This window comes from Kocuria dechangensis, assembly GCF_014636775.1.
In the GTDB taxonomy this organism is placed as follows: domain Bacteria; phylum Actinomycetota; class Actinomycetes; order Actinomycetales; family Micrococcaceae; genus Kocuria; species Kocuria dechangensis.
In genome coordinates this window covers 88,269-113,127 of the sequence record NZ_BMEQ01000012.1, presented here as the reverse complement: position 1 = coordinate 113,127, position 24,859 = coordinate 88,269, and the positions used below count along the sequence as shown (strand labels likewise).

The 24,859-nt window shown below is 68.2% G+C and carries 18 protein-coding genes and 1 pseudogene; 9 read left to right on the top strand and 10 right to left on the bottom strand.

Annotated elements, in window-relative coordinates:
• Nucleotides 1–266: 266 nt before the first annotated feature.
• The 3 genes and pseudogenes from IEW07_RS12125 to IEW07_RS12115 form a co-directional block, all read left to right on the top strand.
• On the top strand, nucleotides 267–1,229 hold the full coding sequence (locus IEW07_RS12125; protein ID WP_229741815.1) for a helix-turn-helix domain-containing protein: 963 nt from the start codon (nucleotides 267–269) through the stop codon (nucleotides 1,227–1,229).
• Between the two features lie 190 nt (nucleotides 1,230–1,419).
• A complete protein-coding gene (locus tag IEW07_RS12120) occupies nucleotides 1,420–3,279 on the top strand; it encodes an FAD-dependent oxidoreductase (protein ID WP_188537585.1) in 1,860 nt (619 codons plus the stop codon).
• Between the two features lie 414 nt (nucleotides 3,280–3,693).
• Nucleotides 3,694–4,073 (top strand): annotated as a pseudogene (locus IEW07_RS12115) (recombinase family protein); the annotation flags it as partial.
• Nucleotides 4,074–4,130: 57 nt separating this feature from the next.
• Here the strand turns inward: IEW07_RS12115 and IEW07_RS12110 are convergent.
• The 5 genes from IEW07_RS12110 to IEW07_RS12090 form a co-directional block, all read right to left on the bottom strand.
• Complete coding sequence (locus IEW07_RS12110; protein WP_188537583.1) at nucleotides 4,131–4,925, bottom strand: tyrosine-protein phosphatase; 795 nt, start codon at nucleotides 4,923–4,925, stop codon at nucleotides 4,131–4,133.
• A 229-nt stretch (nucleotides 4,926–5,154) separates the two neighbouring features.
• A complete protein-coding gene (locus IEW07_RS12105; protein WP_188537581.1) occupies nucleotides 5,155–6,645 on the bottom strand; it encodes an aldehyde dehydrogenase family protein in 1,491 nt (496 codons plus the stop codon).
• Nucleotides 6,646–6,790: 145 nt separating this feature from the next.
• Nucleotides 6,791–7,303: a hypothetical protein gene (locus tag IEW07_RS12100; protein WP_188537579.1), complete on the bottom strand. Its 513-nt coding sequence runs from the start codon at nucleotides 7,301–7,303 to the stop codon at nucleotides 6,791–6,793.
• A gap of 4 nt (nucleotides 7,304–7,307) precedes the next feature.
• The gene (locus IEW07_RS12095) at nucleotides 7,308–8,429 is read right to left on the bottom strand and encodes a phosphotransferase family protein (RefSeq protein WP_188537577.1); all 1,122 of its coding nucleotides are present in this window, start codon (nucleotides 8,427–8,429) and stop codon (nucleotides 7,308–7,310) included.
• 167 nt (nucleotides 8,430–8,596) lie between these two features.
• Nucleotides 8,597–9,697, bottom strand: coding sequence for an NAD(P)-dependent alcohol dehydrogenase (locus tag IEW07_RS12090; RefSeq protein ID WP_188537575.1), 1,101 nt, complete (start codon nucleotides 9,695–9,697; stop codon nucleotides 8,597–8,599).
• Nucleotides 9,698–10,732: 1,035 nt separating this feature from the next.
• Between IEW07_RS12090 and IEW07_RS12085 the strand changes: the two genes are divergently transcribed.
• Nucleotides 10,733–11,788 carry an NAD(P)H-dependent flavin oxidoreductase gene (locus tag IEW07_RS12085; protein ID WP_188537573.1) on the top strand — a complete coding sequence of 352 codons (1,056 nt, stop codon included), beginning with the start codon at nucleotides 10,733–10,735 and terminating at the stop codon, nucleotides 11,786–11,788.
• A gap of 231 nt (nucleotides 11,789–12,019) precedes the next feature.
• Here the strand turns inward: IEW07_RS12085 and IEW07_RS12080 are convergent, their stop codons facing one another.
• The gene (locus tag IEW07_RS12080; RefSeq protein WP_188537571.1) at nucleotides 12,020–12,856 is read right to left on the bottom strand and encodes a PaaI family thioesterase; all 837 of its coding nucleotides are present in this window, start codon (nucleotides 12,854–12,856) and stop codon (nucleotides 12,020–12,022) included.
• Between the two features lie 161 nt (nucleotides 12,857–13,017).
• Here IEW07_RS12080 and IEW07_RS12075 point away from each other — a divergent pair, with 161 nt between their 5' ends.
• Complete coding sequence (locus IEW07_RS12075; RefSeq protein WP_188537569.1) at nucleotides 13,018–14,622, top strand: AMP-binding protein; 1,605 nt, start codon at nucleotides 13,018–13,020, stop codon at nucleotides 14,620–14,622.
• 55 nt (nucleotides 14,623–14,677) lie between these two features.
• On the top strand, nucleotides 14,678–15,913 hold the full coding sequence (locus IEW07_RS12070; RefSeq protein ID WP_188537568.1) for a cytochrome P450: 1,236 nt from the start codon (nucleotides 14,678–14,680) through the stop codon (nucleotides 15,911–15,913).
• Between the two features lie 89 nt (nucleotides 15,914–16,002).
• Here IEW07_RS12070 and IEW07_RS12065 read toward each other — a convergent pair whose 3' ends face one another.
• Both IEW07_RS12065 and IEW07_RS12060 read right to left on the bottom strand, forming a co-directional pair.
• Nucleotides 16,003–16,866 carry a PaaX family transcriptional regulator gene (locus IEW07_RS12065; protein WP_188537566.1) on the bottom strand — a complete coding sequence of 288 codons (864 nt, stop codon included), beginning with the start codon at nucleotides 16,864–16,866 and terminating at the stop codon, nucleotides 16,003–16,005.
• Nucleotides 16,867–16,934: 68 nt separating this feature from the next.
• Nucleotides 16,935–17,786 carry an enoyl-CoA hydratase-related protein gene (locus tag IEW07_RS12060; RefSeq protein WP_188537564.1) on the bottom strand — a complete coding sequence of 284 codons (852 nt, stop codon included), beginning with the start codon at nucleotides 17,784–17,786 and terminating at the stop codon, nucleotides 16,935–16,937.
• A gap of 142 nt (nucleotides 17,787–17,928) precedes the next feature.
• Between IEW07_RS12060 and IEW07_RS12055 the strand changes: the two genes are divergently transcribed.
• Nucleotides 17,929–19,359, top strand: coding sequence for an aldehyde dehydrogenase family protein (locus IEW07_RS12055; RefSeq protein WP_229741814.1), 1,431 nt, complete (start codon nucleotides 17,929–17,931; stop codon nucleotides 19,357–19,359).
• 268 nt (nucleotides 19,360–19,627) lie between these two features.
• On the opposite strand, the gene IEW07_RS12050 is transcribed toward IEW07_RS12055, so the two are convergent.
• Nucleotides 19,628–20,728, bottom strand: coding sequence for a Zn-dependent alcohol dehydrogenase (locus tag IEW07_RS12050; protein ID WP_188537562.1), 1,101 nt, complete (start codon nucleotides 20,726–20,728; stop codon nucleotides 19,628–19,630).
• Between the two features lie 205 nt (nucleotides 20,729–20,933).
• Between IEW07_RS12050 and IEW07_RS12045 the strand changes: the two genes are divergently transcribed.
• Complete coding sequence (locus IEW07_RS12045; RefSeq protein ID WP_188537560.1) at nucleotides 20,934–22,544, top strand: class I adenylate-forming enzyme family protein; 1,611 nt, start codon at nucleotides 20,934–20,936, stop codon at nucleotides 22,542–22,544.
• Nucleotides 22,545–22,706: 162 nt separating this feature from the next.
• Here the strand turns inward: IEW07_RS12045 and IEW07_RS12040 are convergent, their stop codons facing one another.
• Entirely contained in the window at nucleotides 22,707–23,879 is a 1,173-nt protein-coding gene (locus IEW07_RS12040) for a CaiB/BaiF CoA transferase family protein (protein WP_188537558.1), read from the bottom strand.
• 115 nt (nucleotides 23,880–23,994) lie between these two features.
• Here IEW07_RS12040 and IEW07_RS12035 point away from each other — a divergent pair, with 115 nt between their 5' ends.
• Nucleotides 23,995–24,852, top strand: a complete 858-nt coding sequence (locus IEW07_RS12035) for an enoyl-CoA hydratase/isomerase family protein (protein WP_188537556.1) — start codon at nucleotides 23,995–23,997, stop codon at nucleotides 24,850–24,852.
• Nucleotides 24,853–24,859 lie beyond the last annotated feature (7 nt).

Here is a 24,859-nt window from a genome sequence, read left to right as displayed (position 1 = left end):
CCTGGCCCCTCGAGGTAGCTCCAGCATCGTGATCACGGAGAAGATGGGAACACCCGCAGGACGGTCATCGGCGGGACGGCCTGTTAGGGGTATGCGGGGATCGAGGCGCTGGTCGATTTCGACCGGTCGGACCGGCCAAGGAGGATCGATCACCGGGAGATCGTCGACACTACGTTGGGGCCCTTGCCCGCCTGTGACCACTGAGACCTGTTCGTATGACTTATCCAGGATCGGCACAATGCCGCTCTGGCACTGGGGGAGGTGCCGTGCTCGACCCTAGCGAGAGCCCGGACGCGCCCAAGGTGCTGAGGTTTTCCACGGCGCGCATTCCGGTGAGCCACCGGGTGGAGCACTGGGAGTCCCACAACGCCAAGGCGCTTATCGGCCTGGATATCCGCACCATCGAGAACACCCCGTTGGTGGCAGAGGAGGTCAACCTGCACTTCCCGGCGATGCGCTTCGCACGGGTCAAAGGCTCCTCGCAGGTGGTCGAGCGCTCCGAGCAGTTCATCGCCGAGCACCCCACCGGTGATGTCGCCATGTTCTTCGCCCTCGGCGGGGAGGCTTTTTTCTACCATCCCACCGGGATGATCCTGCTCAAGCCCGGGCAGGCCGTGCTCTACGACGCCGACCGGCCTTTCCTGCGCGGCTTCGCCGCCGGCCTCCGGGAGCTGGTGTTGACGATCCCGCGTGAGGAGTACATTCGGTTGTCTCACGGGGCGTCCTTGAAGGAGCCGGTGGTCTTCGAGTTCTCGTCTCCGACGGGGCTGGACCCGGCCGCGGCGGGCCTGGCTTCCTTGATCAATTCCGCGCTCGACCGGCGGGAGCTGGATCCGCAAAAGGTGGAGCAGGAAGCCTTCGCCCTCGTGGAACAGCTGCTTGCCCGGGCCCGGGGCGCAAGCTCCGCGTACCGGTTGGCTCGCGATGTGATCGAACGCCGCTTCAGCAGCCCGGGACTGTCCCGCGCGGAGGTCGCCAGCGCAGTGGGCGTCAGTGAGCGCCAGCTGACACGGCTGTTCGCCGCCCACGACGAGTCATTTGCCGAGCGATTGCTCGCCCACCGGCTCCAGGCCGCAGAGGCGTTGCTCGTCTCGAACACCGAGGCCGCCACACCAATCAGCGAAATCGCCGCCCGCTGCGGCTTCTCCTCCCAGGCGCACTTCTCCCGGGCATTCAAGGCCCATACGGGTGTGACTCCCTCCGAGCTGCGTAGGGCCGCCACCGCCTGAGTGATCCCGCAGTGTTAATGGCGTCGTCGGCCTCGGCGAGGGGCCAGGCGCCTCTCCTTTGATCCTGCGGGACCACGCCGTGACGCTGCGGGACAAGCCCTCGGAGCGGAGAGTGTGACGCGCAACACTTTGGGAAACACCCACCGAGCACCCATCAAGCGTCACCCGGTGCGCAACCCAGGAGGTTCCCATGCCTGCTCTCGATGACGGAATCAAGGCCACAGCCCGCCCCACGGGCCAGGTGGTCGAGACCGATGTGCTGATCGTCGGCTCCGGCCCGGCCGGCTCTTCGGCCGCGCTGTTCCTGTCCACCCACGGGATCCCGAACATCATGATCACCAAGTACCGGTGGACGGCCAACACCCCCCGGGCGCACATCACCAACCAACGCACCATGGAGGTGCTGCGCGACGCCGGGATCGAGGACCAGGTCCTGCGCGAGGCCTCCCCGCACGAGATGATGGGCGACACCGTCTACTGCGAGTCCGTGGCCGGCCGGGAGATCGGGCGCCGCCCCACCTGGGGCACCCGCCCGGACCGCCGCGCCGACTACGAGCTGGCTTCCCCCGCGATGCCGTGCGACATCCCGCAGACCATGCTCGAGCCGATCCTCGTGGAGAACGCCACCAAGCGCGGCACGCAGACCCAGTTCTCCACCGAGTACCTCTCCCATGTCCAGGACGAGGACGGGGTGAGCGTGCGTGTGCTCAACCGCCTTTCAGGCCACGAGTACACGATCCGCGCCAAGTACCTCATCGGCGCCGACGGGGCCCGCTCCAAGGTCGCCGCGGACATCGAGCTGCCCATGGAGGGCGAGATGGACATCGCCGGGTCCATGAACATCACCTTCAAGGCGGACCTGTCCCAGTACGTCGCCCACCGCCCCTCGATCCTCTACTGGGTCTTCCACCCCGGCTCCAACATCGGTGGCATCGGTGCCGGGCTGATCCGCATGGTCCGGCCCTGGAACGAGTGGCTGACCGTGTGGGGCTACGACATCAACGGTCCCGCTCCCGAGCTCGACGAAGAGGAAGCGGTCCGGATCGTGCGCAACCTCGTGGGCATCCCCGACCTGGAGGTCGAGATCACCGGATACTCCCTGTGGGGCAACAACGAGCAGTGGGCCACACACCTGCAGAAGGGCCGCGTGTTCTGCGCCGGGGACGCCATCCACAAGCACCCGCCGAGCCACGGGCTGGGCTCCAACACCTCCATCCAGGACGCCTACAACCTGGCGTGGAAGATCGCGGCCGTGCTCAAGTGGAACGCCGGGCCTGAGCTGCTGGAGACCTACTCGGCCGAGCGCGCCCCGATAGCCAAGCAGATCGTGAACCGCGCCAACCAGTCCTCCCGCGACTACACCCCGATCTTCGAGGCCCTCGGTGTGGCCGACGCGAAGGACGACGACGAGTTCACCGAGAAGCTGCAGTTGCGCTACGAGAACTCCCCCGAGGGCGCAGCCCGCCGTGAGCGGCTTCGAGACGCCTTGGACTTCAAGGACTACGAGTTCAACGCGCAGGGCACTGAGATCGGCCACTTCTACGCCTCAGATGCCACCGTGACCGACGGAGCGCAGCGCCCCGAGCCCACTCAGGACCCGATGCTGCACCACCAGAAGTCCACCTTCCCCGGCCTGCGCCTGCCGCACGCCTGGCTCGGTGACGAGAAGGAGAAGTTCTCCACCCACGACATCGCCAAGGGCACGCAGTTCACCCTGTTCACCGGGATCACCGGCCAGGCATGGGCCGACGCTGCGCAGACCGTGGCTGCTGAACTCGGCGTGGCGCTGGAGACCGTGGTCGTCGGTGATGGTTGCGCGGTCCAGGATCTCTACGGCGACTGGATGCGCCAACGCGAGGTCGAAGAGGACGGTGCGATCTTGGTCCGCCCGGACAAGCACATCGCGTGGCGGTCGATGTCGGTGCCCGAGGATCCCGAGCGGGAACTCGTGCGCGTACTGGGCCGGATCTTGGACCGCCCCGAGGTGTTCACCCCAGCCCCGGCCACCGCTGAGGAAGAACTCGGCGAACCGGCACCGGCCCACGCCTGACCAACTCCCGCGTCGAGGGGACCGCACTGCCCGGTCCCCTCGACGCGGGGTTCAATCAACGGTCCACACCCCCGTGCGGGCCGTGCCCCTCGCCGCATGAGACGCCACTGTCACTTATCCGTGCGGCAGTTCCCAGTAGTGGCGTCGCCCCCTCCCAAAGAGGTGCCGACGTCACTACTGTGCGCTCCCGTTACATAAGGCCCGGTTAGAGGCTTAAACCCACGGGACTTCTCACATCTGATGACCCCGTCTGTTCGATCTTGTGCTGATTCCGCGGTGCGGCGCGGCCCGCACGCTGTATCGAGGCGGGTTCCTGTTGTCCCGACTGAGATGGAAAAGGTCATCGCTGTGTCTGTGGCGTGTCGTGTTATTGCGCCACCACGACCCCAGCGAGTTGGTCCTCCAGGTCCGGAGGTGGGTCGGTCGACGCAGAACATGCTGGTCTTCGCCGAGGCGCTGTGCAGCAGGGGCACCGGGCTGCGCGTGCTGACCCTCGGTGGGGAGACGTGGACACCCACACCCCGATGCGCTTGATGGTCTTCACCGTGATGGCCGCTCTGGCGCAGATGGGCCTGGAGATCACACGGGAGCGGATCACCGATTCGGTGGCCAAGCGCCGGGCCGCCGGCAAAGACCTCGGCGGGCGACGCCCCACCTTTACCGACTCCCAGATCCGCAGCGCCCTCCGGCTCATCGAGGCGGAAGAGCCGGCGACCCAGGTGGCACGGGACCTGGGGATGTCCAGGGCCACTTTGTACCGCCGCATCCGAGAACTGCCCATGCCGAGCATCTGAGTCGGCGCTATTCCCTGATGTGGTGGCAGGAAGAGCGCCACCTCGGCGGATAAGGCGTCACTGTTGAATGAGCTTTTCCCGCAACCGGGTACTCAGCTGGTCGGTGAGTCCGGCGGCGCGCAGTACGGCGACCGCGCCGCCGTCATCCTCCAGTGCGGTGAGCATTCCGGCCATGGCTGCTGAGTGTGCGCCCATCATGGGGTGGCCGGCGAAGCGGTCCAGGATGTCGACCTCCGGGGTGGTGGCGTGTCCATGGCCGGCCAACCGGGCCATGACGGCCTCCATGTTGGTGTGGGTGAGCGCGTAGTCAGCGGTGATGGTCTCCGGGGTGGCGCCGAGGACGGATAGCACGGCAGCGGCGAGCACTCCGGTGCGGTCCTTGCCGGCGGCGCAGTGGAACAGCACGCCTCCCTCCGTCTCCGCCATGATCTCCAGCGCGGCAACCAGCCGCGAGGCTTGGGCACGGAATAGTCGGTCGTACCAGTCACCGACCTCTTCAGGGGTACTGATGGCCGCGAACAGTTGGGTGAGCGCGGCCGGGTCCCCGGTGTCCTTGGTGAGCGGCAGGTGGTGGTGAGCGATGCCCAGTTGCCGGGCCGGTCCGTGACCGGTGGACTGCAGTTCGCCGGGGGAACGCAGGTCGAGCACGGTTGTCAGGCCCAGTTCCACAAGTCCGGTGAGCTGGGAGGCGGGGGCGAGGGTGATGTCGTCGGAGCGCCAGAGCATGTGGCGGCGCACCGTGCCGCAGGCGACTGGCAGGTCGCCGAGATCGCGCAGGTTGGCCAGCGAGACCTCGGCCTGCTGCGCCGTGCTGGAGATAGGGGTCATGGCGGGGGCGAGGGCTTCGGTCATCGGTTCTGTTTCTTTCGGGTCAGTGCGCTTCTGTGGTCTCGGAGGGTTACCGGGACGGCGATGAAGGGCTCGAAGACTCCAAACCTCGGCCCAACGACGAATGGCAGCGTTGATGTGTTGGGGAGAGAAGAGGTCGGAAGTCGCGCCATAACGGGAAGGTGAACGGTCAGAGTCGAACGGACCGAGGGCCCCGCCATCGTGGTGCAGGACGGGGCCCTCTGGGGTGGGATCAGTTGCCGATGCGTGCTCGGACTTCGGCGATGGCCCCGGCGATGGCCTGGTCGATGCCTGCCTTGACCTGATCGGAGTCGAGGCCTGCACCGACCATGCCCGCTGAGATGCTGGCAGGAAGCTGCGAGGAGACGACCGGGCGGCGGTGGGTGAACTGATCGAATCCCGACTTTCCGTGGTAGGCGCCGGTTCCGGAGTTGCCCACGCCGCCGAAGGGGGTGCCCTTCCGGAACGCGTGGACGACACCGTCGTTGCGGGTTACGCCACCACTGGTGGTGAAGTGCAGGTAGCGCTGGAACTCCTTGCTGTCCTGGCCGTACCAGTACGTCCCCAGCGGTGACGGTCTGGTGCTGACGTAGTTGATGACTTCCTGGATGTCGTCGTAGAGATACACGGGAAGCACCGGGCCGAAGATCTCTTCTTCGGAGATGGTCGCCTCCGCGGGAACATCGAGCAGGATCGTCGGCGGGATCAACCGCTTCTCGCGAGAGGGCAGGGCAGCGGCTTCGGCGTCGTTGACCACCTGGATCTTGGTGGCTCCCTTGGCGGTGGCGTCGTCGATCAGCCCGATGATCCGGTCGTAGTTGCGGTCGTTGACGATCGAGACCGCCCCGGGATTGTCCAGGTAGTCGGGGAAGAGCGTGGTGAGTTCGTTCCGCAGTTTGGCGATGAACTCCTCGCCCTGTTCGCGTGCGACGAAGACGTAGTCAGGGCAGAGGCAGATCTGTCCGCTGTTCATCATTCGGGTGCCGGCGATGCGTTGGGCGGCCAGGTCCAGATCGGCGTCTCTGGCGACCACCACGGGGTTCTTGCCCCCGAGCTCGAGGGTCACGGGCACCAAGTTCTGTCCGGCTGCGGCGGCCACGACCTTCCCGATGGCCGGTGAGCCGGTGAAGATGATGTGGTCCAGCTGAAGGGTGGAGAAGGCCTTGGCGGTCTCCAGATCACCGACGATGACGACGAGCTCGTCCTCGGAGAAGTACTTCGCGACGGCTTCGGCGACCACCTGGCCGGTGCGGGCCTCGAGTTCGGGGAACTTGATCATGACCCGGTTGCCGGCTGCCAGAGCAGCCAGGGCCGGCTGGATGGTCAGGATGAGGGGGAAGTTCCAGGCTCCGATGACGCCGACCACCCCCAGGGGCTTCTGCTGGATGAACGCCGGCACCCCCGGGATGTCCTCCACGGAAACCGGCTTCATCCACTCCTCGAGATTCTCGCGCAGGTCCTTGGCATCATCGAGCCAGGCGAGCACCTCGAAGCTCTTCGTCAGGGCGGCCGGTCGTTGACCGTAGTCCGCGGCGAGAGCGGTGGCGATCTCGTCGGCTGACTCGAGGATGGCCAGGGTCAGCCGGTCGATCCGGTCCCGCCGCACCTCAGCGCTGGGCGGGCCCTCGTTCAGGAATGCCTGACGCTGAGCAGCGAGTAGGCGGTTGAGCTGATCGGGGCTGACGTGCTCGGCAGTGAGATCCTCGAGAATTTGATGAGTCACAGTGATACCGCTCCGTTCCTTCGATGTGGCCGGCCAGAAACGATGGGACTGCTGCAGGGAATCCCATGGTTGTCGGGGATGCTTCGGCCTTTGATGTGCTGTGTTGAACCGGCAGTGCCAGTTGGGCAGGAGTGTGGGCGCCTGGTCACCCGACGGTGAGAGCCTCACTGATGTGTCCCGGTTCCTGGGGAAAACCCGTGAGCCGGTACCAGGCGAGCTCCCTTTTGACCTGCCGTTGGCCGATGTCGCCGAGGAGCTGGCGGGCCCGGGCGGCACGGTCCGAGGTGGGATCTGCGGTGACTGCGGCATAGACGGCCTGAGTGGCCTCCTTGAGCCGCCGGTTCTGCTCGGCGAGTTCGCTCAGGTGGAGTTGAGCATCCTGGGGGTCAGGGCCTGGCTCGTCCAGGAGGGCCCGGGCATCGGTAATGCCCTCGACGTCCTCCGAGGAGAGGAGGCTGAGCAGCTGGCGGTACTCGAGGTTCTCGATGACCTGGTAGCGGTATTCGTGCTCATGGTTGTCGATGAGGAAATCGAGTGTTGCGGAGATCAGCAGTGCTTGTTCACGGGCGAAGCGGGCATCGGCGGGCAGCTCGGGAACGATGGTCTCGTTGAGCCTGACGCGCAGGGACTGCAGGTGCTGGGTGACGGTGGGGAACATGGATTTAGCCCTTCGCCAGGATGCGGTTGAGTTCGTTGCTGAAGAATCCGCCCAGCCCTGGGTAGATGTAGTTGTACATCACGTCCAGCTGGGTCATTCCGGCCTGTGCATTGCGGGGAGCGGTGCCGACCAGGGAGACGACGGACCAGTACAGGTTGTAGACGAGGTAGTAGTCCAGCCGCTGGCGGTCCACGGGAAGTCCCGAAGCCCGTTCGTAGTCCTTGATGAACGTCTCGGTGTCCACCAGGCCTGCATTGAGGAACGTGCCTGACTCGTTGCGCGAGCCCCAGGCGGGCAGCATGGCGTACGCCAAATCCGAGTGACGGTCGCCCAGATAAGACAGTTCCCAGTCGATCACGGCAGTGATCTGGCCGTTTTCTTCGTCGAACAGGAAATTGCCGTTGCGGTAGTCACCGTGCAAGAGGGAGACGTGGTCGACTTCCGGCCGGTTCTCCCACAGCCACTGCTGGGTCAGCACAATGGTGGGGTGGGGTTCGAGGGCATCTTCTTCCCATGCCCGGTCCCAGAAGGACAGGCGCCAGTCGATGGCGTCCGTCGTGTGTGGTCTGGGGATGTCGAAGCCGGTGAGGTCGGCCTGCGACCAGTCGTGGGAGTGCAGGCGCGCCAGATGATGAACGAACTGGGGCGCGAGCACGGGGGCCAGCCGCGGCCCGTAGACCGTGCCGAGGCCTGTGGCCAAGGGGACGGCGTCAGTAGGGGCCGCGACCCCCGGCGCCAGGGCGGAAATCAATGCTGGGGCCCCGAAATCGGCGGCATCGAGGGTCATCCAGTACGCCTCCGGCACCGGCAGGGCGTCTTGGGCGACCTTGAGCATGTGGAACTCACGCTCGATGTCGGTCTCGCAGCAGGCCCCCTTCGACTTGATCCGCAGCACCATGGATTCGGAGGACGGGCCACGGGTCAGGACGAACCTGAAGCACTCGTTGGCCCCGCCGCCTGACAGCTGTGCGACGTCGCCGACGGAGAACTCCCCGGAAAGGCGACGGGTCAGGAAGTCCTGGAGCCGCCCCTGGACTTCGGCGGTGGACAGGCCCGCAGTCTTCAACCCTCCCTCGGCGCGCCGGCGGAGGCGGGCATCGAGGATGGCCTCCAGGTTGCTCTCCATGCGATATCTCGCACGAAGGTCTGCGATTCTTTCTTCTACCGTGGGGCTTTGGATCCTCGGGGCTTGCTGATCGGTGGTGGCCGTCATTGCTCTTCCTAACTGTACTTAGAGCCAGTGCATGAAAAGAGGGAAAAATCAGCGGGGGGTCCTGGTGAGCGACGCGGGCGTCAGCGCATCTGGAGGACCGGCTTGATGGATCTGCCGGATTCGGCGTCGTCGGCAGCCCGGTTGATGTCTTTGAAGTCGTAGGAATTCACCAGGCGGTCGAACGGGAACAGCCCTCGGCGGTGCAGATCGATCAGCACAGGGATGAACTCGTCGGGCCGCGCGTCCCCTTCGGTCACTCCGACGATGGTGCGGCCTGTCATCAGTAGCTCGATCATGTCCACCGCGACATCGGTGCCTGCGGGGCCGAAACCGAGAATCGCGCAGGTACCGGTCGGGGCCAAGGAGCTGACGGCCTGGCGCACCACGCCGGTGACCGCCGTGGTGTCCACCGCGAAGTCGGCGCCGAGTCCGGTGATCCGCTGGATCTCGGCCACCACATCGGCGGTGGCTGCAGCGTCGATCGTGTGCGTGGCACCGAGCTCAGCAGCGAGCTCGAGCCGCTCCGCCACACGATCGACGGCAATGATGGTGGAGCAACCCACAACCTTGGCGGCCATCACCGCGGACAGCCCCACCGCTCCCACCCCGAAAACGACCAGGCTGGAACCTGCCGGCGGGCGCAACCGGTTCATGACGGTGCCTGCGCCGGTCTGGATGCCGCAGCCCAACGGGCCCACGATCGCCAGATCGACGTCATCGTCGACCTTCACGACGTTGCGCTCTGTGGCGATGGCGTGGGTGGCGAACGACGACTGGCTGAAGAACGCCCCGTTCAGCTCCCCTTCGGTGGACAGGGCGTTGGTGCCGTCGGGCCGCGCGCCTGAGGTGTTGCGCTGGACGAACTCCAAGCAGTAGGAAGGCTGTCCCCGCTGGCACAGGAGGCAGGTCCCGCACGAGGCAAAGGTCAGGACCACCTTGTCACCCGGCTTGACCTTGGTGACTCCCTCGCCCACCGCCTTGACGACGCCGGCGCCCTCGTGGCCCAGCACCAGGGGCAGCGGGATGGGCATCCACTGGTTGCGAACCCCGATGTCGGTGTGGCACATGCCAGAGGCATGGATCTCGACCAAGACTTCATCGGTGCGCGGGTCCTCCAGATGAACTTCTTCGAGGAGAAAAGGTTGTTCGGCCTCACGGACAACAGCAGCAGTGATACGCATATATCTGTCTCCTTCAAAAAGGGATACGGGCGGGAGCACGAGGGAACCAGTGCTGAGCGCGGTGATCCACCGGGGAACGGCAGCCCACATGCGGGTGGGTGGAGAAGGCAACGAGGCGGGAGGCGACCAGTAGGGCACCAACTGCTTCACCCTGGACGGGAAGCGCTGAGTCCAGGCCCTGCCCAGTGATGCCGCCACGTCGTAGGCCCTCCTCTGCGGCCGACGATCCGGTGTTATGCGCATCACACTAAGGTGCATCAGAGGGTTGGTCAACACTTATAGAAACTCAGTGTGCTAATTCGTAGAACGTTTGCTTTGTGATCGGTCCATGGATCGGCCAGGGAAGCGGAAGACTGCGCGTCACCACCTCGGGCCGCCCTCTGGCATTCGACCCGGATGCGCGGTGCTGAACGTCAATTCGTCGCGCGGTTCGTTGCAGATGCTCGGTGTGATGGTGTCTCTGTACGCCCGGAAGTGGCGGTAGGGCGTTGCGTCCTTCTGCCCCTCGAAGAGACAAGTGCCGCCTTGGGGAGTGGCTGCACCGATCAAGCTGGGAGGTCTGCCGCAGAACACGCTGACCCTTGTGACCCGGCCACCGAGAACAGGTATCGACCGGGGGTGGACCTGAGGCAGGGCAGGCGTGAGGGCCTTCACTCCGGCAGCTTTCGCCGTCATGTCCGCCCCGGTTCGAGTGGGGCTGAAGACGAGGCGCGAGAAGATCCACCGACTCGGCGACCAGGCGCCAGGATGCCGGCAAGGACCCACTCCGCCCGTCGGGTCCGTAATGCAATGCGCCTGACCGGGCCCAGGGGCTGGCCCCGAAAGGAAGCGGGGCCTCGCGGCGTCTGAGACTGCTCTCTGCTGCCGCATCCGCAGGCTTCCCGCGTCGGTGGGGTGTGGGCGGAGTGAGGGCCAGGGCCTCAGAATCCATGTTGTTCCGCTGGGCTGCCGCGGACAAACATTCTACTACTATGGATACTTGAACATCTTAATCGTAGATTGGATGAGTCCTCACGGCGCTACCTAGGAGCTTCCATGAACCCGCTCGAGAACCGCTACACCCGTCTGGTCGGGATCGATCACCCCATCGTCCAGGAGGGGCTCGGTCCCTTCCGTACCCCCAAGCTTGCAGCGGCGGTCTCCAATGCTGGGGGATTGGGGACGGTGTCCATGCCGGGCTTCCCCGACGATCTGGCCGACGGGGCCAAGCTGCTGCGTGAGCACCTGGAGGAGTGCGCCTCGTTGACGGACCGCCACTTCGCCGTGAACATCCCGGTGGGCGTCGACGGCACCGGGGAGATCCTGGGCTTCACCGACGTCTACATCCGCGCGGTCATCGAGGCGCGGAAGGCCGAGCCCGAGCTCGAGAAGCGGATCACGGTGATGACCACCTCGGCCGGCTTCTTCGGCCCCTATGGCCGAATGATCCAGGACGCCGGAATGATCCATCAGCACAAGGTCGGTTCCACCCGGCAGGCGGTCAAGGCGGCCGAGGCCGGTGCTGACGTGGTGATCGCGGCCGGCTTCGAGATGGGCGGGCACGCCCCCAGCAAGGCAGTGCACACCTACGTCCTGGTGCCCAGCATCACCGACGCGGTGGACATCCCGGTTCTGCTCACCGGAGGCGCCCGGAACGCGAAGGGCCTGGCTGCCGCCCTGGCCATGGGCGCGGACGGGGTGGCCATGGGGACCCGGTTCATCACCACCCACGACAACTCCGACTGGCACCCCGCCTACCTGCAGGCTCTCCTCGATGCCGAAGAAGGCGACGACGTCGCCTTCAACGGGGTGTACGGGCCCTGTCGCGGGCTGCGCAACGAGGCCTCCCAGCACCTCCTCGCCGAGTCCTGCGACCTGGGCGAGGCCGGGCGGATGAACCCCGTCGAGCAGATCCAGTGGAAGATCGACCGCATGCAAGCCGCCCAGACCGACGGTGACGTCGAGGGTGGTCTCGTGCTGACCGGTCAGGTCGCCGCCGAGATCCAAAGCCTGGTCAGCGTTGCCGAGTTCGTCCCCCAGATGGCCCAGGAAGCGGCGGACATCCTTTCCTCCCTGGCTGCCCGGTACGCAGGAGTGTCCCAGCCCGCCTGAGCAGGCAGGCCCCGCACGCCCAGGGCGGCATGAGAGGGAGGGCAACGTCCTCCTCCCTCTCATGCCTCCCGGTCGTTGCGGCATGAGGCCATGGGCGGCCGGACTGGGTCTTGGGGCGTGAAGGCTGCCGTGCCGAGGGGTGGCGTCTTCCCGGCACAACATGCACCACCCCGACAGAGCCGCCCGGACCGTGCTGCGAACCGGACGGCCCGGGCACCCCGACCTAAGGGACTACAGGTCGGTGGCGGATCGGTGGAGCGTGCACAGCGCTCGGGTGGCCACCTCACCGCCGGGATTGCGCAGCTGGACGTCGGCCAGCACCACGGAGCGCGAGGCGTGCAGGATCGTGACGTGGAGGGTCAGCGCCCCGTCGAGGTCTCCGGGGCGCAGGTAGGAGATCCGGATCGATGCGGTGTGAAAGGCCTCGCCGGGGTGCTCCGGGGAGAGCGCCCAGGCCTTGTGGGCGGCCATCTCTGAAGCGCACAGGGCCACCCCGCCGTGCAGGGTGCCGATGGGATTGCGCATGCCCGGGACGGGGATCAGGCGGAGGTCGACCCCATCGGCGCGTGCCTCCGTCACGCTCAGCAGGGAATCCAGGCCCGGCAGGGAGGAGGGGGTGTCGATCGGCTCGTCGGGCTCGTTGCGGCCGGCGGGGAAGCCGGGAACGAAGCGCAACCGCTGACTGACCGTGGCCACCAGCTCCCCGTCGTCGGTGGTGACCCGCCCGCTGGCGTGTCCCCAGCCGCCCGAGCGGTGGTCCAGGGAGGCGGCACACCGGATCCGCTGCGTGCCGGCGGTCAGCGGTGCATGGAAGTCGATGCTGATGGCCGAGGACACCGCCCAGTAGTCCCCGGCCCGGGCGGTCAGCACCGCGTAGCCCGTGACGTTGTCCACCAGGACCCCGATGCACCCCTGGTGCAGCCGCCCGTCCCCTCGGTCCGCCCACGCCCCGGGGCGCATCGCGCCCTGAGCGGTGGAGCCCAGGGTGGAGACGAATTCCATGCCGAAGGCCACCTCCGGGGTGCCGTGGAAGTAGGGGACCGGCTGGGTGGTGAGGGTCTGTTGCACGGGATGCTCCTGAGGCCAACGAATGAAGTTATACAGATCTAGCAATCAAGTCTCTTTTACTGTACTACTTAACGTGATGATGGTCACAAGCCCTTCCGGGGGCGGAGGCCCTCTGCTCCTGTTGCGGAGCGCCCTGATTCCACTTTCAGTCGGGAGACGACATGCCCACTACGCAGACAGCACTGACCACCTCCTACTGGCCCGAGCACGGCGAGGAGACGATCCGTGACATCACCCTCGGCGGGCTCCTGCGCGAGGCGGCGGCTACCGTGCCGGACCGCCTGGCCCTGGTGGACGGGGTCCCGGATCCAGCCCAGCGGCGGACCTGGACCTACGCCGAGTTCCTGCGCGAGGCCGAGAAGGTGGCCCACGCGCTGCTGACCGGCTTCGCCCCGGGCACGAAGGTCGCCATCTGGGCGCCCAACAGCGCGGACTGGGTGATCCTGCACGAAGGCATCAGCCTGGCCGGGATGATCACGGTCCCGATCAACCCGGCCTACCGTGCCCGGGAACTGCAGTACATCCTCAGCCAGTCCGGGGCCTCGGTGATCTTCTACGCCGATCAGTACCGGGGTGCGGACCTGGGTGAGATCGTGGAGGAGATCCGCCCCGAGCTGCCCCAGCTGCAGCTGGAGGTGCGCTCCTCCCAGTGGGAGGCCTTCCTGGAGGCCGCGGATCCGTCCACCGAGCTGCCCGAGGTGCACCCCACCGACCCCATCCAGATCCAGTACACCTCCGGAACCACCGGCTTCCCCAAGGGCGCGCTGCTGCACCACAAGGGCGTGGTCAACGAGGCACACCTGGTGGCGCTGCGCGCCGGCATGGCCGATGGCGACGTCAACGTCAACGCGATGCCCATGTACCACGTGGGCGGCGGAGCGGTGACCTCCCTGGGCGCGGTGGCCATGCACGGGACGTACGTGGTCATGAACTACGACCCGGGGCTGTTCCTGGAACTGGTCGAGGCCTACCGCGGCACCCACGCCCTGCTGGTCCCCACCATGCTCCTGGGTGTCCTGGACCACCCCGACCGGCCCACCCGGGACCTGAGCTCGTTCAAGACCATGATGTCCGGGGCCTCGGCGGTCTCCCCGGCCCTGGTCCGTCGCACCGCCCAGGAGATGGGGTGCGACTTCTCCATCCTCTTCGGCCAGTCCGAGATGCACGGGGTGATCTCCCAAACCCGGATCACCGATGACCCCGAGGACCAGTCCAAGACCGTGGGCCAGCCCCTGTCCCACCTGGAGGTCAAGGTCGCGGACCCGATCACCGGTGAGCCCGTGCCGATCGGGGTCCAGGGGGAGGTGTGCTGCCGCGGCTACCAGGTGATGCTCGAGTACTACAACATGCCCGAGCAGACCGCCCAGACCGTCGACGCGGAGGGCTGGCTGCACATGGGTGATCTCGGGGTGATGGACGAGCGCGGGTACCTGTCCATCAACGGCCGGCTCAAGGACATGATCATCCGCGGCGGCATGAACATCTACCCCCGCGAGATCGAAGCACTCATCGAGGAGCACCCGGCGGTGCGCGAGGCCGTCGTCGTCGGCGTGCCAGATCCGAAGTGGGGCGAGCAGGTCGGGGCGGTGCTCAAGCTGCACCCGGACGCGGAGGCGCCGGCTGCCGAGGACCTGCGCGCCTACTGCAAGGCCCAGCTGGCCGTCCACAAGGTGCCCGCCATCTGGAGCTTCGTGGAGGACTTTCCGGTCACCGCCTCCGGGAAGATCCAGAAGTTCAAGCTCCGCGAGCAGCTGGTCACCGAGTGAGCGCCACCGACCCGTTCATGCTCCGCACCCCGCGAACACCCACCAGGAGGACACCATGACCGAGCACACCCTGGCCGACCGCCTGTCGACCGAACGCGTCGACACCGCCGAGCCCAAGTGCCCCTTCGACGGCTACGACATCTTCTCCGAGGCCTTCGCCACCGACCCCCACGGCCAGTACCGGGCGATCCGGGAGTCCGAATGCCCCGTGGCCCACTCCGAGAAGTGGGGCAGCTCCTGGATGGCCACCACCTACGACGACATCCGGGTGCTGGCCCGCGACACCAAGCGGTTCACCCACAAGGCCACCGAGGTGGCCGGGCCCCTGGAGGTCAGCGGCAAGCTGTTCATGCCGCCGCTGACCTCGGACTCCCCCGAGCACAAGGACCACCGCTCGGTGCTCATGCCCTTCCTGACGCCCAACCGGGTGGAGGAGATGGAGCCGGCGATCCGTGCGGAGGCCAAGCGGCTGATCCAGGCGATCAAGGCCAAGGGCCACGGCGACGTCATCGAGGACTACGCCCAGCCGCTGACCCTGAAGGTGCTCACCTCCATCCTGGGGGTGGAGGAGGCAGAGCAGATCACCCACTGGGTGGTGCAGATGATCCGGGTCGGACCCAAGGATCAGAGCGTGCGCGCGGCCGCGGTGTCGGAGATCATCGCCTACATCGACCGGCTCCTGCAGGAGCGCGAGGCCGCCGGCAACCCCGGGGACGACCTGTTGAGCTACCTCAACCGCGCCGAGCTCGACGGCCGGCCGCTGAGCCGCAAGCACCGGATCGGCACCGGCTTCCTGGTGCTGCTGGCCGGGGCCGACACCACCTGGAGCGCGATCGGGGCCACGATGTGGCACCTGGCGACCCACGAGCAGGACCGGCAGCGGCTGCTCGAGGAGCCACAGCTGCTGCACACGGCCGTCGAGGAGTTCCTGCGCTTCTACGCCCCGGTCACGGTCGGGCACCTGACCACCGAGGAGATCGAGGTCCACGGCCGGCGGATCGAGGCCGGCCAGCGGGTCCTGCTGCCCTTCGCCTCCGCCAACCGTGACCCGGAGAAGTTCGAGGACCCGGAGGAGGTCAAGCTCGACCGGGAACGCAACAAGCACATGACCTTCGGGGCCGGGCTGCACAGCTGCCTGGGCTCCACCCTGGCTCGTTTGGAGATGCGGATCACCCTGGAGGAGTGGCTGGCGGAGCTGCCCCACTTCCGCCTGGCGGACGGGGCGGTCGTGGAGTGGACCACCGGGCAGGCCCGCGGTCCCGAGAAGGTGGAGTTCGTCGTCGAACCCTGAGGGCTGCCCGGGCGAGACCACGGCGTCCAGATGGAGAAGGGGCCCGGCCGGAGCGATCCGGTCGGGCCCCTGAGCCATGGGGTGGGGTCTCAGAGCTGGGACTGTTCCTCGAGCTGTCGCCAGGTCTCCTGGACGTCGGATTGCCACTGGTGGCGCAGCTCCTCGCAGCGGGCGGCCACGCGGCGGCCGATCCACCCCGGCAGCACGGCCTCGGGCAGCTGCGGGTCCTCGGCCGGGACCCGCTGCAGGGCCGCGGTCACCAGCAGGTGCTGGCGCAGCAGCTCAGCGTCCGTGGCCGGGGTGGTCTCGGGCAGCCACTCCAGGAACCGCTCGTACCGGACCCGCAGCTCCTCCAGGTCCCAGGCGCGGTGGATGACTTCTTCGGTGGACAGGCCCACGGTTCCCGGGTGCCCGATCAGTGACATCGTGTTGTCGGCCAAATCCAGCTCGGCGATCAGCCCCGCCACGTCGGCTGTCCGCCCGGGGTGGGGGCTGATCCACACCCCGGGGGCGGGATTGCCGAACCCGGCCCAGCCCAGTCCGGCGTAGAGCTTCTTGCGCGCCGCCCGGTGGGTGTGCGGAATGGTGATGAGCAGCAGCGCCCACTGCCCGTCCCAGTCGCCGAAGGGGTCGGCCAGGGAGCGGATGCGGGCGCTGCCCTCACGGAACATCTGATTGGCCCTCGGGGTCAGCCGCCACCGCACGGAACGGCCGTGGCGTTCCTGCTCGATCCACCCGGCGGCCGCAGCCCGGGCGATCGCCTGGCGGGCCGCCTGCTCGGCCACCCCGAGATGTCCCAGGGTCTCCACGATGGAGGCGGTCCAGGCGCCGTCGCGCCCGGCCTTCCAGACCATCTCGCCCAGCACCGTCCGCAGCAGGCTCCGGGCGCTGGGGGAGAACGACAGCGGCATGTGGGGAGCGGGGGTGTCCACGGCCTCCTGGATATCGGTCATCGGCCGGATCGCCTCCCCGCTGTAGGCGTCGTGCAGGCTCTCTGCGCCGATCCGGGGCCGGCCACCGCTCAGCCCACCTGGGAGGACACGGGGTTCTGGGCCGTCCCGAAGGTCGGCAGACGCCGTTCCATCATAGCCGCGACCCCTTCCCGGTAGTCGGGCAGCTGCATGTGGCGGCCGATCTCCTCCTTGCTGGCCTCCACCGCCACGCGGGGGCTGGGCTGCATCAGGTCGCCCCACAGCTGGCGCTTGGCGGTGGTCACCGCGGTGGGGGAGGTGGCCAGGAAGAGCCGGGCGTAGTCGTAGACCGCGTCCATGAACCCCTCCTGCGGCAGGACCTGGTTGAACAGCCCCGTGTGCTCCAGCTCCCGGGCCGTGGCGACCCGACCGGTGAGGACCAGGTCCGCGGCGTGGGTGACACCCATGAGCCGGGGCAGGATCCAGGACAGCCCGTACTCGGCCGGCAACCCGATCTTGGGGGCCACCGTGGTGATCTTGGCCTCGGCCACCGCGAAGCGCAGATCGCAGAAGGCGGCGATGGCCACCGCGATCCCCGCACACGCGCCGTTGACGGCGGCGATCATGGGCTTGCTCATCCCCAGCTGCCAGGCCATGTCGGCGTCGTAGGCCTCGTCGACCCCGTAACCGGGGGTGCGCGCTTGAACGGACAGGGCCGGGTCGTAGTGGTCGGTCTTCGTGTAGTGCGCCAGGGCCTTGAAGTCGGCCCCGCCGCAGAAGACCGGAGCCTCCCCGGTGACGACGATGACCCGGACCGCAGGATCGGCGTCGAGCTCGGCGCAGATCCACCGGTACTCATCGTGCATCCGCCCGGTCCAGGAGTTCGCCCGGCCCGGCCGGGCGAACCACACGGTGGCGATCCCGTTGTCGGCGACCTCGTACTTGGTGACCTTCAGTTCCATGACTGTTCCTCCGGTGGTTGCGGGCGGAGCGTCCTGCACCGTCATCGCTTGTTGTACAAATATAGCAAATGGAACATTAGTTCTGTAATGTGTGGAGGAACTGACGGCGCGCCGCACCCGCGGCCCGAACAGGCGGGATCCCATGACCTCCTCCACCACCCTCACCGGGACCTATCCGATGACCATCAACGGCCAGGCCATCTCCTCCACGGACAGCTTCGGGGTGATCAACCCGGCCACCGGCGCGGAGTTCGCCCGCGCCCCGCAGTGCACTCCCCAGCAGCTGGAGGAGGCGGTCCGGGCCGCCGAAGCCGCCCTGCCGGCCTGGGGTGCCGACGAGCAGCAGCGCATCACCGCCCTGCGCCGGCTCGCCGACGTCCTGGACGAGCACGTCCAGGAGATCGCCGCCGTGCTCACCGACGAGCAGGGCAAGCCGCTGGGGGCGGCCGCCTACGAGGTCTCCGAGACGGCCCGGTGGCTGCGGGCCTCCGCGGAGCTGCCGCTGCCGGAGGAGACCGTCGAGGCCGGCCCGGACGTCTCGGTGCGCGTCGTGCGGCGCCCGCTGGGCGTCGTGGCGGCGATCACCCCCTGGAACTTCCCCCTGCTGCTGCTGGGCTGGAAGGTGGGTCCGGCGCTGCGCGCCGGCAACACCGTGGTGGTCAAGCCCTCCCCGTACACCCCGCTGAGCACCCTGCTCGTGGGCGAGCTCGCCCAGCAGGTCCTGCCCCCCGGGGTGGTCAGCGTGGTCAGCGGTGGTGACGAGCTGGGGGCGCGGCTGAGCACCCACCCCGGCATCGCCAAGATCAGCTTCACCGGCTCGGTGGCCACCGGCAAGAAGGTGGCCGCCGCCGCGGCCGAGGACCTCAAGCGCTTCACCCTGGAGCTGGGCGGCAACGACGCGGCGATCATCCTCGAGGACGCCGAGCCCGAGCAGATCCTCAAGGGCGTCTTCTGGGGCGGGTTCATCAACTGCGGCCAGATCTGCGCCGGCATCAAGCGCGTCTACGTGCCCCGCTCCCGCCACGACGAGATCGCGCACCTGCTGGCCGAGCGTGCCCGGGTAGTGCGGATGGGCCCGGGCACGGCCGAGCGCACCCAGCTGGGACCCCTGCAGAACAAAGCCCAGTTCGACCGCGTTGCCGAGCTCGTGGAGGAAGCCCTCGCCGCCGGTGCCACCGCTGTCGCCGGCGGGGCCCCCTGGGACGGGGAGGGCTACTTCTTCGAGCCCACCGTGCTGACCAACGTCCACGAGGGCATGCGCATCGTCGACGAGGAGCAGTTCGGCCCCGTCATGCCGATCATGGCCTACGACACCGTGGACGAGGCGGTGGCCCGGGCCAACGACAGCACCTTCGGGCTGTCCGGGTCGGTGTGGGGTGCCGACATCGGCCGCGCCCAGGAAGTGGCCCAGCGGCTGCACACCGGCACGGCCTTCGTGAACGACCACTTGGCGCTCTCCCCGGACATCCCGTTCGGCGGAGCCAAGTGGAGCGGGATCGGCGTGGAGAACGGCCACTGGGGTCTGGAGGAGTTCACCAGGATCCAGGTGCTGCACACGCCAACCCGCAGCTGAGGGGACCCGTCAGGGCCTGCTCATGTGATGGGGAAGGGGAGGGTCGGGACGCCCTCCCCTTCTTCATGCCCTCCTCCGCTGAGCACCGATGTGCCGAGAGGTCCGGGTGCCCGCGGCCTCCCGGCCTCCTCCTGGCCTCAAACCAGGGCTCCATGGCACGGCATCGTGGCATGAGAAAGCGCATGAGAAAGCGCATGAGGAAGCGCACGAGGAGGGGCCGCGAGGACAATCCTCGCGACCCCTCCTCGTGCGCTTCGGGTGCTGCCGGCTACAGGACCATCACGGCCCGGGCGCCCTTCTGGTCCAGGCAGTAGTGGACGGCGTCGTTGACCTCGTCGAAGGCGAACTGCTCGGTGACCAGCTCGTCGAGCTTCAGCAGCCCGGCCTCGTAGAGGGAGACCAGCCGGGGCACGTCGCGCTTGACGTTGGCGGAGCCGTAGAGGGAGCCCTTCACGGTCTTCTCGGACATCACCATGCCGTTGAAGGCCGGGACGTTGAGGAAGACGTCGTCCCCGCCGGCCCCGACCAGCACAACCTCCCCGCCGCGCCGGGTCATCTTCACCGCGTCCCGGACGGTCTCCTGGCGTCCGACGACCTCCAGGGTCACGTCCGTGCCGCGCCCGCCGGTGAGCTGGCGGACCTGCTTGGGCAGGTTGTCCCCGGGCTGCAGGGTGTGGGTGGCACCCATGGTGCGGGCCAGCTCGAGCCGCTCCTCGTGCATGTCCACGGCGATGATCGTGGCCGCCCCGCTCATGCGTGCACCCTGGATCGCGTTCAGGCCCACCCCGCCGCAGCCGACGACGGCGACGGTGTCGCCGATGCCGATGCTGGCGGTGTTGGCCGCAGCACCCCAGCCGGTGAGCACCCCGCAGCCGATCAGGGCGGCAGAGGTCAGCGGGATGGTGTCGGGGATCTTGATGGCCGACCGGGCCGGCACCACGCACTCCTGGCTGAAGGTGCCCAGCCCGGCCATCTGGAAGACCCCGGCCCCGTCCATCGAGTAGCGGGTGGTGCCATCGAGCAGGGCGCCCTTGGCGAAGGCCACCCCGGCGGTCTCGCACAGCTGCGGCTGGCCCTTGAGGCAGTAGAAGCACTCCCCGCACTGGGCCAACCAGGTCAGCACGACCCGGTCCCCGGGGGCGAGGTCCTGAACCCCGTCCCCGACGGCGGTCACGGTCCCGGCGGCCTCGTGGCCGAGCACCGCCGGCAGCGGGTTGGGCAGGACCGCGGTGTAGACGGAGATGTCGGAGTGGCACACCCCGGTCGCACCGATCTTGACCCGCACCTCACCGGTGCGGGGCTCCTCGAGATCGATCTCCCGCAGGGTCAGGGGCTGGTTGGGGGTTTCGAGAACGGCGGACAGTGGCACGGGAACTCCTCGGACGAGCGGACTGGCTACACCCCCAATACTATACGTTTCTGACGACTTGAACATAGATAGTGTAGATTTAGGGCTGTTCGAGGTGCTCCGTCTCTGCTCGGCGGCTGCGGCGCCCCACCGCGAGAAAGGAACGCGACATGAGATCTCCTCTGAAGAACCGCTGGACGGCCACCCCTGTGGGCGGGGGCCGGTCATGAGCGAGGTGGCGGTGGCGACCGCGCCCGCCTGGGGGCGTGCGGTCGAGAAGACCACGGTCCACGGCCACCCCTGCCTCGCCTACGCCGAGCGGCCCGCCGCGGTGGCCGACTTCCTGCTCACCGCCCGCCGCTGGGCGGAGCGGGAACTGCTGGTCCAGGGCGACCGCCGCCTGACCTTCCGCGAGCACGAGGAGGCCGTGGCCCGGGTGGCCTGTGAGCTGGCCGAGCGTGGTGTCGGACCCGGCTCGCGGGTGGGCCTGCTGGCCTTCAACTCCGTGGAGTGGATGGTCAGCTTCTGGGCCGTGCACGCCCTGGGCGCGGTGGCCGTGCTCGGCAACGCCTGGTGGGCGGATACCGAGGCCCAGGAGGTGCTGGCCGACGCCGAACCCGACCTGGTGATCACCGACCGGCGCCTGGGCTTCCCGACCCTGGAGGTCGCCACGGTGCGCCGGGCCGTCGAAGACGTTCAGCGGCGCGTGGAGCTGCCGCAGTGGCCCCGTGACGAGGAGGCGCTGTCGATCATCATGTTCAGCTCCGGCACCACCGGAAAGCCCAAGGGAGTGGTGATGACCGCCCGGTCGGTGATCGCCAACATCCAGAACATCCTGGTCCTCACCGGCCGGCTGCCACAGGAGATCCCGGCGCAGAAGCCCGGGGGAGTCTCCATGCTCACGGTGCCGCTGTTCCACCTGGCCGGGGTGCAGGTGTGCCTGACCACGCTGCTCTCCGGCGGGCGACTGGTCTTCCTCGACGGGAAGTTCGACCCCGCCGAGGTGCTGCGGCTGATCGAGGCGGAGAAGGTCCGGTCCTGGGGATGCATCCCCACCATGGTCAGCCGGGTGCTGGAGCATCCGGACTTCGAGGCCTTCGACACCTCCTCGGTGTCCTCGATCCCCATGGGAGGAGCCCCGGCCTCGGCGGACTTGCGGCGCCAGATCTCCGAGCGGTTCCCGCGGGTCCGCAGCGGCGGCAGCAGCATGTACGGGCTCACCGAGGCCGGCGGGGTCGTGGCCGCCGGTGCGGGCAAGGACATCGCCGGGCGCCCCGGGTGCGTCGGCCGGGCCCTGCCCGTGGTGGAGCTGCGCATCGCCAACCCCCAGGCCGACGGCGCCGGTGAGATCCAGGTGCGCACCCCCACCATCACCGAGGGCTACCTCGGGGACGAGACACCCCTGACCGACGCCGAGGGCTGGGTCTCCAGCGGCGATCTGGGCCGGATCGACGCCGAGGGCTGGCTGTGCATCACCGGCCGGCTCAAAGACATCATCATCCGCGGCGGGGAGAACATCTCCAGCGCCCACGTCGAGGACGTCCTCCACGACCACCCCGACGTCGCCGAGGTCGCCGTCGTCGCCCTGCCCCACGCCGACCTCGGAGAGGAGGTCGGTGCCGCCGTGGTCCTGCGCCCCGGTGCGGAGCTCGCCCCGGCGTCCCTCCTGGCCGCCGTCCAAGGCCGGCTGGCGCGCTTCGAACACCCCTCCCGGTGGTGGCTCTATGAGGGCGAGCTCCCCACCAACGCCTCCGGCAAGATCGTGCGCCGGGAGGTGCAGCGGCAGTGGCTCGAGGCCGGCGGGACCACGATCTGGCCCGCACCCGCCACGGGCTGAGCCCGCTCCCCGCAGCGCCCGGTGGGGCACGGAGGGGGCCGCATGCCGTGATCGGTATGCGGCCCCCTTGTCATTGCCCTTTCTGGCTGGTTCCTCGGAGGAGCACGTCTGTGCTGGGCGGGTCGTTGCGGCCCGGGACCGTGGGCCCTGGGCCGCACCGACTCAAGTAGCGCGTGCCCTCAGCAGCTCCTCGCTGTGCTCCCCGGCCCGGGGTGGGCGGGGGGCCTCGCGGCGGCTGAGCTGGTCGAAGCGGATCGGGGAGTCCACCGAGGGGTGACCGTCCACGCTGATCCACGCCCCCATCGCGTGGGCCTGCGGGTCGTCCACGACCTCGGCCGGGGTCTGCACCGGAGCCCAGAAGACGTCGTGCTCATCGAGCACCGCCCCCCAGTGCTCCAGGGGTTGCCGGCGGAAGGCCTCGTCGAGGATCGCGATGACCTCCCCGCGGTTCTTCGACAGCGCCCTGGCCGAGGCGAACCGCTCGTCCTCCAGCAGGTCGCTGCGCCCGATGGCGGCCAGGACCTTGGGCAGCTGCCGGTCCGCCTGGACCCCGACCAGATAGAACCACCGCCCGTCACTGGTCGGATAGGAGTTGTACATCGGCGTGCCGCACTGCTCGCGCGGCTTCGGCGGGCGCGGATGGCCCCCCATGGCCTGCACCCCCAGCTCACCGGCCAGAGCCCACATGCCGGTGCGCAACAGGGAGGCCTCCACGAACCGGCCCCGCCCCGTGCTCTGACGCTCGTGCAGGGCCGCCAGGATCCCGGCCACCGCGGTCATGGCCGTGTAGGTGTCCCCCAGCCCCTGCAGCAGCGCCGCCGGGGGGGTGCCCTGGGTGGTGATCTCGTGGGCGATCCCGGTGCGCCCGAAGAAGGAGGCCAGGTCATAGCCCGCCTTGTCCTGATCAGGGCCACCCCACCCATAGGCGGTCAGGGAGCAGTAGACCAGGTGGGCGTGCCGGTCGGCGACCTGAGCCGGGGCCAGGCCCAGCCGCTCCAGCGCCCCGGGGCGCAGATTGGTGAGCAGCACGTCGGCCGAGCCCAGCAGCTCGTGCAGCCGGTCCTGGCCCTCCTCGGACTGCACGTCCAGCTCCACGGACTTCTTCCCGCGGTTGGCGGAGATGAACGCGCCGTTGGGGGCATCGGGATTCGCGCCCATCTTCCCCCAGATGTTGCGCATCGGCTCCCCGCCGTGGGGTTCGACCTTGATCACCTCGGCCCCCCAGTCGCTCATGATCCCGCCGGCGGCCGGACCGGCCATCCAGTGCGCCAGCTCGATGACCCGCACCCCGGCAAGGGGGCGGGGATGCTCAGTGGACGGTGTCGTGGTGCTCATGGGATCTCCTGGGACTCAACAACGTGATGTTTTACATTTAAGGGTACTGAATAGTCTTAAGTGTAGTATTTTAGAGCAAGTGGGGACAGTCCCCCGGTTCGGGAAGGGAGTGCGCATGAGCGACGAAGCCGTGTATCTGGAGAAGCGGGGCCCGGTGGGACACCTGGTGCTCAACCGCCCGGAGAAGCACAACGCCCTGCGCTTTTCGGACCTGGACGACCTGGTCGAGCTCCTGCACGAGGCCGAAGCCGACGACGACATCCGGGTGATCGTGCTGCGGGGCAACGGCAAGAGCTTCTGCTCCGGCCACGACTACAACGACGCGGTGCGCTCCTACGGGCTGGAGCCCCAGGCCGACGGGACCACACCGCGCCGGCCCAGCCAGCGTTCCCGGCTCACCCGCGACCGCCGCCTGGGGGAGGGTTACAAGGCCTTCCACTTCTCGCTCAAGCCCGTGATCGCCCAGGTGCACGGCACCTGCACGGGCGCCGGGATGTACCTGGCCGAGCTGGTCGATCTGGTCATCTGCGCCGACACGGCCCGGTTCAGCCACGCCGAGCAGCGCTTCGGGCTGGCCGGGAACACCTGGCACCTGAACACCCAAATCCTGCTCTACGGGCCCAAGCGTGCCCGGGAGATCCTGCTGCTGGGCGATGCCTTCGACGGGCTCGAGGCCGAGTCCCTGGGCCTGGCCAACCGGTGCGTGCCCGAAGCCGAGCTGGAGGCGGTCGTGGAGGACTGGGCCACCCGGGTGGCCCAGCACCCGCGCGATGCTCTGGTCACGGGCAAAGCCATGTGGCAGATGGCCCTGGAGAGCCTGGGCGGCTCCGAACAGTTCGCCCGCGGCTACGTGGGCCACACCCTGGGCACCAACCTGCGCTTCGAGGACGACGAGTTCAACTTCCTCAAGCAGCGCCAACAAGCCGGGACCCGTGAGGCCTTCCACCAGCGCGACACCTACTACGACCAGTGAGGACATC